Annotated in this window: 12 protein-coding genes; 4 read left to right on the top strand and 8 right to left on the bottom strand. The window is 67.2% G+C overall.

What is annotated here, in order from left to right; translation table 11 throughout:
• The 4 genes from DBR36_RS12470 to trxA all read left to right on the top strand — a co-directional run.
• Nucleotides 1–1648 (top strand): DUF6049 family protein (locus DBR36_RS12470; RefSeq protein ID WP_181373585.1); only part of this gene is annotated, 1648 nt, incomplete at its 5' end.
• Entirely contained in the window at nt 1645–3267 is a 1623-nt protein-coding gene (murJ, locus tag DBR36_RS12465; protein ID WP_108319845.1) for a murein biosynthesis integral membrane protein MurJ, read from the top strand. The genes DBR36_RS12470 and murJ, both read left to right, overlap by 4 nt.
• Before the next feature lie 73 nt (nt 3268–3340).
• Nucleotides 3341–4327, top strand: coding sequence for a thioredoxin-disulfide reductase (gene trxB / locus DBR36_RS12460; protein WP_108319843.1), 987 nt, complete (start codon nt 3341–3343; stop codon nt 4325–4327).
• A 59-nt stretch (nt 4328–4386) separates the two neighbouring features.
• Nucleotides 4387–4710 carry a thioredoxin gene (gene trxA, locus DBR36_RS12455; protein WP_108319841.1) on the top strand — a complete coding sequence of 108 codons (324 nt, stop codon included), beginning with the start codon at nt 4387–4389 and terminating at the stop codon, nt 4708–4710.
• A 120-nt stretch (nt 4711–4830) separates the two neighbouring features.
• Here the strand turns inward: trxA and DBR36_RS12450 are convergent, their stop codons facing one another.
• The 8 genes from DBR36_RS12450 to rnpA all read right to left on the bottom strand — a co-directional run bounded on the left by DBR36_RS12450 (nt 4831) and on the right by rnpA (nt 14365).
• On the bottom strand, nt 4831–5178 hold the full coding sequence (locus DBR36_RS12450; RefSeq protein ID WP_108319839.1) for a tryptophan synthase subunit alpha: 348 nt from the start codon (nt 5176–5178) through the stop codon (nt 4831–4833).
• Nucleotides 5179–5247: 69 nt separating this feature from the next.
• Nucleotides 5248–6213, bottom strand: coding sequence for a ParB/RepB/Spo0J family partition protein (locus DBR36_RS12445; RefSeq protein ID WP_108319837.1), 966 nt, complete (start codon nt 6211–6213; stop codon nt 5248–5250).
• A complete protein-coding gene (locus tag DBR36_RS12440) occupies nt 6213–7139 on the bottom strand; it encodes a ParA family protein (RefSeq protein ID WP_258222796.1) in 927 nt (308 codons plus the stop codon). Before DBR36_RS12440 ends, DBR36_RS12445 begins: the two co-directional genes overlap by 1 nt.
• A gap of 4316 nt (nt 7140–11455) precedes the next feature.
• Entirely contained in the window at nt 11456–12085 is a 630-nt protein-coding gene (rsmG, locus tag DBR36_RS12435) for a 16S rRNA (guanine(527)-N(7))-methyltransferase RsmG (RefSeq protein ID WP_108319833.1), read from the bottom strand.
• A gap of 7 nt (nt 12086–12092) precedes the next feature.
• Nucleotides 12093–12596 carry a R3H domain-containing nucleic acid-binding protein gene (locus DBR36_RS12430; RefSeq protein ID WP_108319831.1) on the bottom strand — a complete coding sequence of 168 codons (504 nt, stop codon included), beginning with the start codon at nt 12594–12596 and terminating at the stop codon, nt 12093–12095.
• 13 nt (nt 12597–12609) lie between these two features.
• A complete protein-coding gene (yidC, locus tag DBR36_RS12425) occupies nt 12610–13671 on the bottom strand; it encodes a membrane protein insertase YidC (protein ID WP_181373584.1) in 1062 nt (353 codons plus the stop codon).
• A gap of 2 nt (nt 13672–13673) precedes the next feature.
• Entirely contained in the window at nt 13674–14030 is a 357-nt protein-coding gene (yidD, locus tag DBR36_RS12420) for a membrane protein insertion efficiency factor YidD (protein WP_108319829.1), read from the bottom strand.
• Complete coding sequence (gene rnpA, locus DBR36_RS12415; RefSeq protein WP_108319827.1) at nt 14027–14365, bottom strand: ribonuclease P protein component; 339 nt, start codon at nt 14363–14365, stop codon at nt 14027–14029. Before rnpA ends, yidD begins: the two co-directional genes overlap by 4 nt.
• Nucleotides 14366–14409: the final 44 nt, after the last annotated feature.

Raw genomic sequence — 14409 nt, 5'->3', positions numbered from 1 at the left:
CCCCATGACCCGGGGACTGCTGTCGGCCAACGAGCTCGCCGAGCTGACCGCCGTGGATGGGGCCCTGTCGGCCCAGCTCGACTCCGTCGACGGCACGGGGGCCACGCTCGCCGTCGACCCGGCGATCCCCGCCGCGATCCGCGTCCTCGGCTCCGCCGCCCCGCCCACGGCCGTCTCGTGGCTGCAGCGGCTGCTGGCGTTGCCGAACGACCGCTTCGCCCTGCAGTTCGGTGATGCCGACATCGCCGCGCAGCTGGCGGCCGGACTCGCGGCGCCGCTGACCCCCACCTCGTTGCAGAACTACATGTCGGCCGCCGACTTCACGCAGCCGGCACCGGCCGTCTCGGCGGTGTCCACCCCCGACCCGTCCGTTTCGGCCACGCCGGGGCAGCCCGCATTCCCCTCGCTGTCGACACTCCTCGACATCGGCAGCGCGACGCCGAACGTCTACTGGCCCGCCACGGCCAGTGCTGGCGCCGAGGCGATCGCGGCCCTCGCGCCCCTGGGCACCGCCGAGGATCCCGCGCACGTGCTCGTGGCATCCACGTCCGTGGGCGGGGGTACCCGGCAGGCCGCCGCGACCGTCGGGGGAGTGTCCACCCCGGTCTACGACGCCGAGGTGTCGCGCGCCCTCGCCGCGGCGGCAGGGCAGAACGACACCACTCGCCGCGGCGCCTCTCTCGCCGCCGCGCAGGGCTATCTCGCCTTCGCGCGCGCGGCCGCGGGTGCCCAGCCCGTCCTCGCCGTCGTCGACCGGGGCACCGACCGCTCGCGGGTCAGCCTGCGCGCGACGCTCGGGCTGCTGACGACCGCCCCGGGCTTCACCCCGACCACCCTGCGCGACGTGGCGGCTCTGCCGGCATCCGAGGTGTCGCTCGCCGCCCCCACGGTCGACCAAGCGCGTGTGGGCGAGGTGGGCGATCTGCTCGCCGACGAGCAGCTGATCGACCGTTTCGCCTCGATCCTCGACCAGCCCGAGCTGCTGACCGGGCGCGAACGCGCCGAGGTCCTGCAGGTCATGAGCGTCAGATGGACGGGGGATGCCGCCCGCCAGGCCGTCTCGGACCACCGCGCCCAGACCCGCACGACGCTCGACTCCGTCGGCATCCTGTCCTCCGACTTCCGCCTCGTGAGTTCGAGTGCGCCGCTGCGGCCGTGGGTGCGCAACGACCTGCCGTGGCCGGTGACCGTCGTGCTCTCGGTACGGACGAACGACGCCCGTCTGCGGGTGCAGGAGCGCACGACGGTCGAGGCGCAGGCCTCGGCGAACACCCGCATGGAGGTCCCGGTCGAGGCCCGCATCGCCAATGGCGAGGTCAGCGTCGACTTCCAGCTGCTGAGCCCCACCGGCGTCGTCATCGGCACCCCGCAGGCCGTCGACGTCGAGGTGCGCGCCGAGTGGGAGAACATCGGCCTGGTCGTCATCATCGCCCTGATCGTGGGCTTTCTGACGCTCGGCGTGGTGCGCACGGTGGCCCGTCGCCGGCGGACCCGCGCCGAGGAGCACGACGGTTCGGTCCCGGATGCCGACACCCCCACCGACGGCATCGCGCTCAAGGATCAGCACGCCGACGGCCGCGCGGACGCCGACCCCGACGACATCGACACCCCCCTCGAAACCGACACCCCGCAGGAGAGCCGCTCGTGAGCAGTATCGGACGGGCGAGCGTGCTCATCGGAGCCGGAACCATCGTCTCGCGGGTGAGCGGGTTGCTCCGCACGATCGTGCTCGTCGCGATCGTCGGCTCGGTGGGGACCGCCGCCGGCGACGCCTTCGGCCTCGCGAACCAGCTGCCGAACAACATCTACACGGTCATCTCGACGGGTGTGCTCACCGCGGTGATCGTTCCCCAGATCGTCAAGGCCGCGGCGCACGCCGACGGCGGTCGAGCGTTCGTGTCGAAGCTGTTCACGCTCGGCACCGTCATCTTGCTGGCCGCGACCGCTCTGGCGATGATCGCGGCGCCGTTCATCGTGACGGTCTACATCGACCCCGCCAAGGTGCAGCCCGACCAGATCGCCCTCGCCACGGCCTTCGCCTACTGGTGCCTGCCGCAGGTCTTCTTCTACGGCCTGTACGCGCTGCTGGGCGAGATCCTGAACGCCCGCAAGGTGTTCGGGCCGTACACCTGGGCGCCGATCGTCAACAACCTCGTCTCGATCGTCGGTTTCGGCGCCTTCCTGTTGATCTTCGGCGGACCCAGCCCCGACGTCGTGCAGTGGACGCCGACGATGATCGGCATGCTCGGCGGGGTCGCCACGGGCGGCATCGTCCTGCAGACCATCGTGCTGCTGGTCTTCTGGCGTCGCGCCGGTCTGCAGTTGCGCCCCGACTTCCGCTGGCGCGGTGTGGGTCTGCGACACATCGGGCGGCTGGCCGGATGGACATTCCTGATGGTGATCGTCGGTCAGCTCGCCGGGATCGTACAGACCCGCGTCCTGTCGGGTGCGTCGGGCACCGGGCCTGCCATCATCGCGTCGCAGAACGCCTGGCTGGTGTTCATGCTGCCGTACTCGATCATCGTGCTCTCGATCGGGACGCCCTACTTCACGCAGTTGAGCGAGCACGCGGCCGCCGAGCGCCATGACGAGGTCAAGGCCGACATCGTCCGCAGCATCCGCGTCCTGGGTCTCTTCATCGTCGCCGCCACGGCCGCTCTCGCGATCGCCGCGGTCCCGGCCACCCGCGTCTTCACCAACGGCGCCGACGAAGCCCTCGCGGCCGCCCCGCTGCTGCTGTGCTTCCTGGTCTGCTTGCTACCGCTCGCGGTGCTGTTCGTCATCCAGCGCACCTTCTACGCGTACAACGACACCCGCACACCGTTCTTCTTCACCCTCGTCCAGGGCGCCCTGGTCGCGGTGACCGCCCTGGCCGCCGGTGCGGCCGCCTCCGCCGGGGTCATCCCGATCACGCAGCTCGCGGCGGCCGTGGCGCTGGGCCAGTCCTTCTCGAGCATCGTGCAGGTCGTCATCGCGACCGTCATCCTCGACCGTCGCCTGGGCGGCATCGGCATCCGGGAATGGATGCCGCAACTCCTCCGCTTCGTCCTCGTCGCCGTCCCGGCGGCTGCGGCGGGGTGGGGCGTCGTCCTGCTCTGCGGCGGCACGACCGGGTGGCTCGCCTCGGACAAGCTCTGGGGTGCACTGGGAGCCGCACTGGTGGGAACCGTCGTCCTCGCCGTGTACCTCGGCATCCTGGCCCTGTTCCGCACCCCGGAACTGGCGCCGGCGCTCGCCCTCGGGCGACGCTTCCTCCCCAAGCGCTAGCCCCCGGGCCGCGGAATATCCCGGGGCTAGCATGGGTTTCATCCGGCGGAATCAACGAAGGGAACGCGCTACCGTGCGTCACGTCATCATCATCGGATCCGGCCCCGCCGGCTACACGGCCGCCATCTACGCGGCCCGCGCCAACCTCGCGCCGCTCGTCGTCGCGAGTTCGGTCGAGGCCGGCGGCGACCTCATGAACACGACCGAGGTCGAGAACTTCCCCGGCTTCCCCGACGGCATCCAGGGCCCCGACCTCATGGCCAAGATGCAGGCGCAGGCCGAGCGCTTCGGCGCCGAGGTGCTCTACGACGACGTCGTCTCGCTCGAGCTCGACGGTCCCGTCAAGAAGGTCACCCTCGGCAGCGGCAAGGTCGAAGAGGGCGTTTCGGTCATCTACGCGACCGGTTCCGCCTACCGCAAGCTCGGTCTCGAGGGCGAAGACCGCTTGTCGGGCCGCGGTGTCTCGTGGTGCGCGACGTGCGACGGCTTCTTCTTCCGCGACCGGACGATCGCGGTCGTCGGCGGTGGCGACTCGGCCATGGAAGAGGCGAACTTCCTCACCAAGTTCGCATCCAAGGTCTACGTCATCCACCGTAAGGACTCGCTCCGCGCCTCGAAGATCATGCAGGAGCGCGCGTTCGCGAACCCCAAGATCGAGTTCATCTGGAACAGCGCCGTCGACGAGATCCTGGGTGATGAGGCGGTCAACGGCGTGCGTCTGCGCTCCACCGTCGACGACAGCACCCGCGAGCTCCCGCTCGACGGCCTGTTCGTCGCGATCGGCAACGACCCCCGCACCCACCTGGTGCACGACAAGCTCGAGCTGACGGACCAGGGCACCATCTGGGTCGACGGCCGCTCCTCGCGCACCTCGGTCGAGGGCGTCTTCGCCGCCGGTGACGTCATCGATCCCACCTACCGCCAGGCGATCACCGCCGCGGGCAGCGGTACCGTCGCCGCCCTCGACGTCGAGCACTTCCTCGCCGCTCGGGGCGAGGCGGGCGAGCCCGCCGTCGCCGAGAGCCCCATCGAGGGTCTTCCCGACGCCGCTGTGGTCTGAGGAACAAATCCGCCGCGACCGGCGTTTTCATACAAGACGATCTCATCTAAGGAGAAAAAATGACCGCCAAGGCGACGACCTCCGCGACGTTCGAGCAGGACGTCTTGCAGGCCGACGGACCCGTTCTCGTGGACTTCTGGGCCGAGTGGTGTGGACCGTGTCGCATGGTCGCACCCGTGCTCGACGAGATCCAGAACGAGAACTCGGGCAAGATCACGATCCTCAAGCTCAACGTCGACGAGAACCCCGACCTCGCCATGAAGTACCAGATCACGTCCATCCCGGCGATGAAGGTCTTCCAGGGTGGTGAGGTCAAGACGACCATCATCGGCGCCAAGCCCAAGTACGCGCTCGAGCAGGACCTCGCGCCGTTCATCGGCTGACATCCGCTTCGAGAAAGACCCCGGCACCTCGGTGCCGGGGTCTTTTCCTATCCGAATGCCGCCGCCCTGCCATGCAGTGCTCCGGCGACCCTCATGCGCTGTGCGAGCCGCTGTGCGGCCTCAAGACGCGTCGAGACGCACACTGGCGTCCCAGCGCCGGTGAGGCTCTTCTTCGCCCAGGATGCGCCACACAGCACGCGTGAGGGGCGGGTACTGCAGGGCGATCTGCCGCAGGACGCGATAGTTGCGCGACCGATTGGGCCGGACTCCACCGTTCTCGGCGATGTTCTCTGCACGCAGGGTCAGGACGACGAGTTCGTCCACGCTCGGGAGGTCTTCCATGAAATCCCACGGGTCCTCACCACCGCGCAAGCGCTCGTGGATCAGGACGGCGAGCTCGTCGGAGGCTTCGGCGCGCAGGAGTTCGAGGCTGGCGCGACGGCGCAGGTTGTCATCGTTCGCAGTCACTGATCCAGGGTACGTCGCCCCACCGACACCGGGGGCGTCGGGCGTTCGCTCGCCGCGAGATAGCGATGGTCAGCCGGTGTATCCGTCTTCACCCAGCGCGGCGAGAATGCGATTGAGATCCTGGATGCTGGCGAAATCGATGCTGATCTGGCCTTTTTTGGCGTTGAGCGACACCCTCACCTTGGTGTCGAGCCGGTCGCCCAACCGGTCGGCGACGTCGTCGAGTCCCGACCGGCGCGATCCGGCCGTGGGCTTCTGCCGGACCGGCGTGACACCGGGCATCTTCGCGGCCGCCTCGGCCGCGCGGACCGACAGATCCTCGTTGACGATCTTGTCCGCGAGCTTCTGCATTTCGCGCGGGTCGTCGAGTGAGAGGATCGCGCGCGCGTGTCCCGCGCTCAGGACGCCGGCGGCCACGCGCTGCTGAACGGGTACCGGTAGCTTCAGCAGACGGATCGTGTTGCTGATCTGCGGTCGGGAACGCCCGATCCTGGTCGCCAGCTCCTCTTGCGTGATACCGAAGTCCTCGAGCAGCTGCTGGTAGGCCGAGGCCTCTTCGAGGGGGTTCAGCTGCGAGCGATGCAGGTTCTCGAGCAGGGCGTCGCGCAAGAGGTACTCATCGTCCGTCTCGCGCACGACCGCCGGGATGGTGTCGAGACCGGCTTCGCGCGACGCTCGCGTGCGCCGCTCGCCCATGATGAGCTCGTAGGTGCCGTCGCCCTTATCGCGCACGACCACGGGCTGCAGGACTCCGAATTCGCGCACCGAGTGGATGAGCTCGGCGAGGTCGTCGGGATCGAAGTGCGTCCGCGGCTGGCGGGGGTTCGGCACGATCGACTTCGGGTCGACGTGAATCAGTCGCGCCCCGGGCACGCTGACGAGGTCGGCCTCGGCGGTGCGGGGCGCCCGATCTGCGTCGCTCTGCGCCGCCGCTCCGGCCTCCGGGAAGAAGACGTCCACCGGACGCGCTTCGGAGGGCTCCGCCGTGGGGATCAGGGCGCCGATTCCGCGGCCCAGTCCGGTCCTTTTCGCCATCAGGAATCCTTCTTCGTGGTGTCACGTGCGACGATCTCGACCGCTGCTTCGCGGTAGGCGATGGCACCTGCTGACTGGCCATCGTACGCGATCACCGTCTGCCCGAAGCTCGGCGCCTCGGACACACGGACCGAACGGGGGATGACCGTGTCGAGGACTTCGTGCGTGAAGTAGGAGCGGACTTCTTCGGCGACTTGTTGCGCGAGTCGCGTGCGACCGTCGTACATCGTCAGCAGGATCGTCGAGACGTGCAGGGCGGGGTTGAGGTGCTTCTGAATCATCTGAACGCTGCCGAGCAGTTGGCTCAGACCCTCGAGGGCGTAATACTCGCACTGGATGGGGATCATGACCTCGTCCGCCGCCGTGAAGGCGTTGATGGTCAGGAGTCCCAGTGACGGCGGGCAATCGATGATGACGAAATCGAAATGGTTGCCCTCGATCGCCAGGTATTCGCGCAGAGCGCCGCGTAGGCGGTGCTCCCGGGCGACCTGCGAGACCAGCTCAATCTCGGCGCCTGCGAGATGGATCGTGCTCGGCGCACAGAACAGGTTGGGCGACTCGGGGCTCGTCTGAACGATGTCGGCGAGCGGGAACTCGTCGATGAGCACGTCGTAGACGCTCGGAGTCTCCGCGTTGTGAGCGACTCCCAGGGCGGTCGATGCGTTGCCCTGCGGATCCAGGTCGATGACGAGGACGCGTGCGCCCACAGAGACGAGAGCCGCAGCGATGTTCACGGCCGTCGTCGTCTTGCCGACGCCACCCTTTTGATTCGAGACGGTGAAGACGCGCGTGCGCCCCGAGAGCTCGACGGTCTGGGATTCGAGGGCCCGGCGGCGCGCCGACAGATTGGCGATCTCGCGGGCGATGGGGGAGTCCTCGAAGGATGACGACGTGGACGTCTCATCGGACTGTTTCACGTGAAACACACCTCTCACCGTCGCGAACTCGCTCAGTCTACCCGTCTGGTCGGGCATTGACCGTGAGGTTGGACTGCCTGCGGAGCGCGCTGCACGTCGAAGCGTGACCGCCTGCCAAAACAGGCTGCAGGTCTCCGCCGCTTTCGCGGATGCCGCGAGCTTCCTGCGTTGCGTTAGGCGCGAGCACCGCCCGCATAGCGGCGGGGGCGTCGATTTCGCTCGCCGTCCCCGCGTGCGATCCAAGAGCGCGGCGTAGTTTGCCGCGGGACCGGCGCCTTCTCAACCCGGACCACTTCTGCGCCTCGGTACAGCTCAGGTCTGCGCAGTTGACGATGTGGGCGTCTCATTCCTTTTATGTTCGGCGCTCACTTTCGGTGCCCTGACCTCACCTCACTGAGCCCCGTCAGGAGCAGACAGCATGACAGTCGCGGCAGCCATGGCCGGATCGGTTGGGAGGGTCAACGGCGCCCGCTCAGTCACGTAAGTGCAACCGTTCGAGTGCGTGCCCGCCCTGTGGAACGAAGAAGCAACCCGCGCCACTCACCCTTTGGGCCCGCCCAAGTTAAGAGAACAAGCTTCACCGGTTAACAGCGACCTCGCCATTCACAATTGCGGCGGTGGTGATTGCTGAACATGGGAACGTCGAACGGAGCGCGATGGCGCGACACCCTCGTGGGAGAGTACTCCGACGCAATGCCGCCACCACAACCACGAGGCTGATGGCTCTGAGTATGACGTTCCTGCCTGTTCCTGGTGATGCCGGGCCAGAGCGCCAGAACACCGTTTCACGTGAAACATCAGAACATCGTCGCCAGTTGCTCGAGCGCATGTCATCCGGGAAGGCGTGTCGCCTTTCACAGAGTGCCCGTTCGTTCCTGCCGACATCAGATCCGCGCGGCCAGTCACGTCCTGTATTCACGCGGGAGCATCCCAGCTCACGTTCCCCCATCGCGATCATTGGCAACTGCGACCAGCACACCTCCGAGCTCGTCAGATTTCACCCACCGCAGGGTCGTCGAACTCCACGTGCGGCTGTCCACTGGATAGTCGATTCGCAGCGGGGATCCGCGAATCTCGCACCGCACGTGGGTCTCCGTCAATGCCGAGTCCGGACGCAGGCCGAGCAACCTGCGGACCGGTCGAGCGGAGCATGTTTCACGTGAAACATCTGCGGGCCTCGCTCGACACCGTACGACGCCGGGACGGGTGTACGACACGTCAGAGTTCAGCGTTCAACCGCGATCTGACCGCGGCTGGCGAGAGAGGCGAGAGTCAGGATGCCGCTCTCGTCGTGAGTGCTAGGTCGGTGGTCCCCGCGGCGCGTAGGCGTCAAGGAACGACACCTGAAGAGGGCGGACGGTTCATCGCAAAACTTTGTCCCCGGCGGTTTCGGTCGGTCATCCCGTTTCGCAGGACACGATACCCTCACGGATCGCCGTGGGTCCGCGCGCATCGATAGACGCTGATGGCCCACCCCCGAAACAGAAGAAGGACTACGTGAAGGTTGCGCCGCGTAGGGCCACCGCAGCATGACAGGATGTCAGCGCGAGCCCCGCGACACGCTGGGCGCCTTGCGTGAGCTTGCGAAAGAACGAGCCCCCTCTCGGCGCAGGTGATCGCAAGAGCACCATCCCGCTCACCGTGAGCACAGAATTTTAGGCCGGCATCAGATGTTTCACGTGAAACATATGCTCGGGTCGAGGCCGGTTCGCCGCCAGAAGCGAGACCCGCCCGCCGCGTCACTTGAGCAGGGGACACGGCGACGCGATGATGACGTCCGTGGAAAAGCATCTCGACACAGTAAGCCCCCGGAAATCGCGGTCTCCCACGCATCGACAACCCGATCCGTGAAGTCGCCGCCTGAAGGGACGACTGCAATGTAGCCCGCCGCCTCCCCGCACGATGCGTCAGCACACATGAGCGTCCGAACAGCCACGCATCGCGCGGCACACGAACAGGGTGCGGCTGGGCCCAACCACGCGTCCGCTGCATGCCCTATGCGTGCGCGCCATACAGCCCCTGGTGTAAAGATCAGTCCAGATGCTCCATGACCGCACATACTCGGACTGAACGCGACCTCCATCGTCGGATCGGTGACCCGCGGATCATCCGGACCAATCTGCGGATCGCCGAGAGCGGCAGGATCGGCGCGGCCCGTTTCACGTGAAACATCGCCGGCGTGCGCCGCCACGCCCACGGCGAGCGGGTATCCGGATCCATCCCTGACCAACGAGCCCTCGCCGACCCGATGCGTCTTCACCACCCTTCTCCATGTCGATGATCAGGCCGAGTCTGAGGGACCAACCCGCTTTCATGACCCAGCGATCTCGCGGCCGTGTTGCTCGGCGCGATCGAGAGGGCACCCGGGAGCATGTTCAGACACCCTCGACCAACCACGCCCCAGACTGAGGGCGTCTCAGCCACGACGAAGGCACAGCAGGCTCCGCGGAAGGCACTGGTCGCGGCGTGACGAGGTTCGAGGCGAGGCCAGCTTGGTGCGCGACTGGCCCACTTGCTCTCTGAGTGGCCGCCTGGCATCGAAACGCGGCGCTGAACGAGCGTCAGCGAGTCATAGACCCACTTCCTGGACAACCGACACGTAGGCGAGTCGTTGCGTCGCCATCTCTACGAGAGCAGACGAGTGGAGGCGCTGCGACAAATCCCCGCAGACAGGGAGTGACAACGAGAACGCCACGGTACTAGTGCGCCATCCAGTGCGGACCAACGGGAGACGCCGACGTCACGTGGGACAGCACGAGCGTGGGCTACGAGAGCGCACACGTTCGGGCGCGGCACCGGGACAGAGAGCGGGAGCTCCGGCGACTCGTCGCGAGCGCGCGGCGAGCCACGAGCGAATCGCGACAGGCTCCTCCCAGAACGCACCCTCAACCCGCCTGCAGGCATTTCGGGCGGACACACAGATCATTGGTCGACGCCCACACGCCTCATCCACCGCCGAAGAGCCCGACGACCACGCGGCCGGTCTTGGTCTCAGTTTGGCGCCACCGGACGGCACGAACGCGCATGGTGGGGGAGTGGATGGTGCTGACGACCCCACCTTCCACATAGATGAGCTCGGCAGAATGCATGGCTCAGGATGAGCCGAGCGATCCTCCCTACCCGTCCAGGAACCCCGGCGTAGAGATGTGCCTTCAGGGTGGATGTTGTCACCCCGTCGACAATGGTGCCAATCCGCCTATCGAGCGCAAGCGCTCGGACGCAGGGTGAACACGGGCTCCCCTTGCGGGACCGTGACCACTTCGTTGGGGCCGGATCCATCACGCTCCTTCCCTCCTGGACTGCACCAAAGCCTGACTACGACTTGCACGACCCAACCGACTCCTCGTGGTGCTGATCAGCCCGCCGTCTGCTCTCGCCGGCGGACGCGTGAACGCCATCGCACCATGCGTCCCCGAGGGGCACGGCTGTCACTCACGTCCAGCTGACGGGCCGACCCAAGCCTCATGGCCGTCGGTGCGATGCAGCACGGCGACCAGCGGCAGATTGCGTGCTGTAGCCACTCGTCCACACGGACATGTTTCACGTGAAACGTCCGTCGCGTCGACTTCGCACGAGCCACGACGCGGGCCGTGGCAGCAAACCGCCAACGCGTCGCCGGGCTGCACGGCCAAGACCGACTCGCATCGGAACGCACCCGGCAGCGGAGCCCATCATCCTGAGGATTCCCCTCACCGTGCGCCGGCTGACCGAGGGGACCCTCGCTATCCAGCGTGAGAGACGGAGACACCCCTCGTGCAGGGTGGGTCGAAACATCCAGCGGCGCTCACAGCAGATGCGATCGAACACGGCGTTCGCGACGAACCGGACACCGTCACGCAATTCGACGGCACGATGACTCGCACCGAACCGGAGCTCACAACCAACCCGACCCCGACAACGTCCCGCGCTTCGGAAGTGACACGCCGACGACCATCGCCGCACCTCGGAGACCGCTGAGGGACGAGGAGGATACGGCGGCGCGTCCTGTCATGACGTTGTCGCCGACTTCGCTTGACCCAGGTGAAGCGGCGGCCTGCATCGAGCACCGAGAGGGTGCACCGCGCGACCGACGCGAGAGCCTGTCACCGACCGCACCCCATGCGCCCCGTCGCGGCAGCATGCGCAGTCCCAAACCCGCACGAAAAAATGGACGGATGGACCGTGCCGCATCGACGCGCCCACGGGTGGGGAGCTTGGACTGACCCGACGACCGACGCTTCTCGTACACGGCCCGCGCCCCCTGGTTCTGCGCACACGTCGAACGGCGCGACCCTTATGAGGAATGAGTCAGACGGAAGCAGAGAAAGGCCAGGTCAGACGTCAAATCATCGGCCCAGAGTCGCCACGAAGACCCGAGTCGGCTCGCCGAGCACCCCCTCGCCGATCACCTCGACCGAAACGTCCTCGAGACCGAACTTGCGGATCGCCTTAGCCGCGGACTCGATCTCGGCGCCCACGTTGGCGCCCTTCAAGAAAACGAGTCGTCCCCCCGGCCGCACCAGCGGCGCGGTGAAGGGAAGAAGCGTCCGCAGGGCGCTGACGGCCCGCGCCGTGGCGACATCGAAGACGCGACCATCGGTCCACTCCTCACCGCGCATACGGGCCACCGTGACGTTGGTGAGCCCCAGGTCGTCGACCTGCTCCGAGAGCCAGGCCGTGCGACGTTCCATCGGCTCGATCAGCGTCCATTCCACGTCAGGCCGCGCGATGGCGAGCACCAGGCCCGGTAGCCCCGCACCCGAGCCGACATCGACCGCACGCCCGTGGAAGTACGGCGCGGCGATCGCGCTGTTCAGAATGTGACGCGTCCAGAGACGTGGCACCTCGAGGGGGCCGATCAGGCCCCTTTCCTCGCCGTGGGTGGCCAGGTTCGACGTGAACTGCCGAGCGCGCTCGATCTGATCTCCGAAAAGATCAGCGGCAGCCGCCGGCTCTGATTCGAGCTGTTCCGGCATCCCGGACTCAGCCGCGACGCAGCACGGTGTGGCGGTCCGCACCCTCGCCGAACGACTCCGACGAGTACCCGCGGTCGGCCGCGATGTCGTGGACGAGCTTGCGCTCGTAGCTCGACATCGCCGGCAGCGACGCCTGAGACGCACCCTCGTCGAGACGGGCGATGGCGCGGTCGACCAGGTTCTCGAGCTGGCGCTGACGCGCATCGCGCGATCCACCGATGTCGAGGATCAGACGCGAGAAGCGCCCGGTCGAGCTCTGGACGGCCAGACGGGTGAGCTCCTGCAGCGCCTGCACCGTGTCGGGGTGCGACAGTGTCGACAGCGCCTCGGCGTCGTCGGCCTCGACCGAAACGTACGCGCGACCGGCTCGCACATCGAGCGCCAGGTCACCGTCGATGTCGGCGATGTCGAGCAGCCCCTCGAGGTAGTCGGCGGCGATGTCGCCTTCTTGCTCGAGCTGCTCTTCGGTGGCCGCGGCCTGTTCGGGCGCGATCTGATCGGATGTCGTCATCGTGAACTCCGGGTCAAGCGGGGGAGGACGAACCCGAGGCGCCGCCGGCGCTCGGATTCTTGGCGGACTGCTGCTTCTTCGCGCGCTGCTTGCCGACGGGCTGCTGACGCTTGGGAGCGGCCGCGCGGGCACGCTCTGCCTCTTCGAGCAGGCGCTGCTGCTCGGCCTCGTACTTCTCCATCGACACGACCTTGCCCGACGAGTCGATCGCCTTGCCCTTGCGCGCCAGGCGCTCCTCACGGGCCTTCGCGGCATCCGATCCCGGGGTCGGCATCTCACGGATGACGATGAACTGCTGCACCATCGTCCACAGGTTGCTGACGAACCAGTAGATGACGACACCCAACGGGAAGAAGACACCCGAGAAGATGAAGGCCAGCGGCAGGATGTACAGCATGATCTTCTGCATCTGGTACGCCTGACCGGTCTTGGCCTCGGGCGACAGGTTCTTCGAGATGATCTGCAGCTGCGTGAAGAACTGCGAGGCGATCATCAGCACGACGAGGGTCAGCAGGATCGCGACGGTCACCTGGCCGTCGGCCTGACCCCAGGCGGTGACGAGGTTGACGTGCATGGATGCCACGTCGAACAGGCGTGCGTCGTAGAACTCGCGGGTCAGCTCGGGGGTGAGCAGACCCACACCGCCCTGACCGCTGTTCGCGTGCTTGGACACGTCGTTCAGCACGCTGAAGAGGGCGAAGAAGATCGGCATCTGCACGAGCAGCGGGAGGCAGCTCGACACGGGGGTGGTGCCGTGCTTCTTGTACAGCGCCATCGTCTCGCGGCTCATCGCCTCGCGAGACAGCTGATCGCGCTTGCCCTTGTACTTCTCTTGGACCTTGCGCAGCTCCGGAGCGATCTCCATCATCTTGCGCTGGCTCTTGATCTGCTTCACGAAGAGCGGGATCAGGGCGGCGCGGACGACGAGCACCAGACCCACGATCGACAGCACCCACGTGAGGCCGGCGGCGGGGGCGAGGCCCACGGCGGTGAACAGAGCGTGCCAGCCCACCAGCACGAGTTCGACCGCCCATTTCAGCGGCCAGAGGATGGTCCCAATGAGATCGAATTGCACGATCAGTCCTTTCGGGCGGGCACGACGAATCCGTGCCGAGTGAGTTCGTGGCGGAAGGCCCGGTGAGGACGGACGTCGTCGATGCCACCCTGAGCCCAGGGATGACACCGTGCGAGACGGGCCGCGGTGAACGCGATGCCCTTCACGAGTCCATGCTGCTGCACGGCGCCCACCGAATAGGCGGAGCAGGACGGGTAGTACTTGCACACGTCGCCGTAGACGTGCGAGATCGTCGCTCGGTACGCGTGCAGCAGAGCGAGCCCCGCGTTACGGGGAAGCAGCGGGATGGATGCCAAGACCCCATCGGCCGTGAACCGACCGGACCCGGTGGCCGACGTCGGAAGCGTGGAGGTGCTCATGCCGAAGCTTTTCGCTCGAGACACCGGACGACCTCGGCGCGCAGGGTGGCGTAGTCGACGGTCGCCGCGGACGGAAGTGCGCGGATGACGATCGAGGCGCCCCCGCGAATCGACGGGAGCGCCTCGGCGCACACCGCTTTGAGGCGGCGGCGAATGGTGTTGCGGGTGACAGCGGAGCCGACCTGTCGGCTCACGATGAAGCCGAAGCGGGGCGTCTCGGTCTCGGCCGACGAGCCGACGTAGGTCACGGTGTGCGCAGCGGCACACCGAGAACCCCGTCGGACTGTGGCTTTGTAGTCCGATCCGCGGGTGAGTCGGTTCGGCTTCGCGAGCACCGGGTCTGTCAGGCCGAGAGCTCGGTACGGCCCTTGGCGCGGCG

It is taken from the genome of Microbacterium sp. HMWF026, from assembly GCF_003061325.1.
GTDB lineage: Bacteria > Actinomycetota > Actinomycetes > Actinomycetales > Microbacteriaceae > Microbacterium > Microbacterium testaceum_E.
The sequence above is the reverse complement of the archived record's forward strand: the minus strand, read 5'-3'. Positions and strand labels throughout refer to the sequence as shown.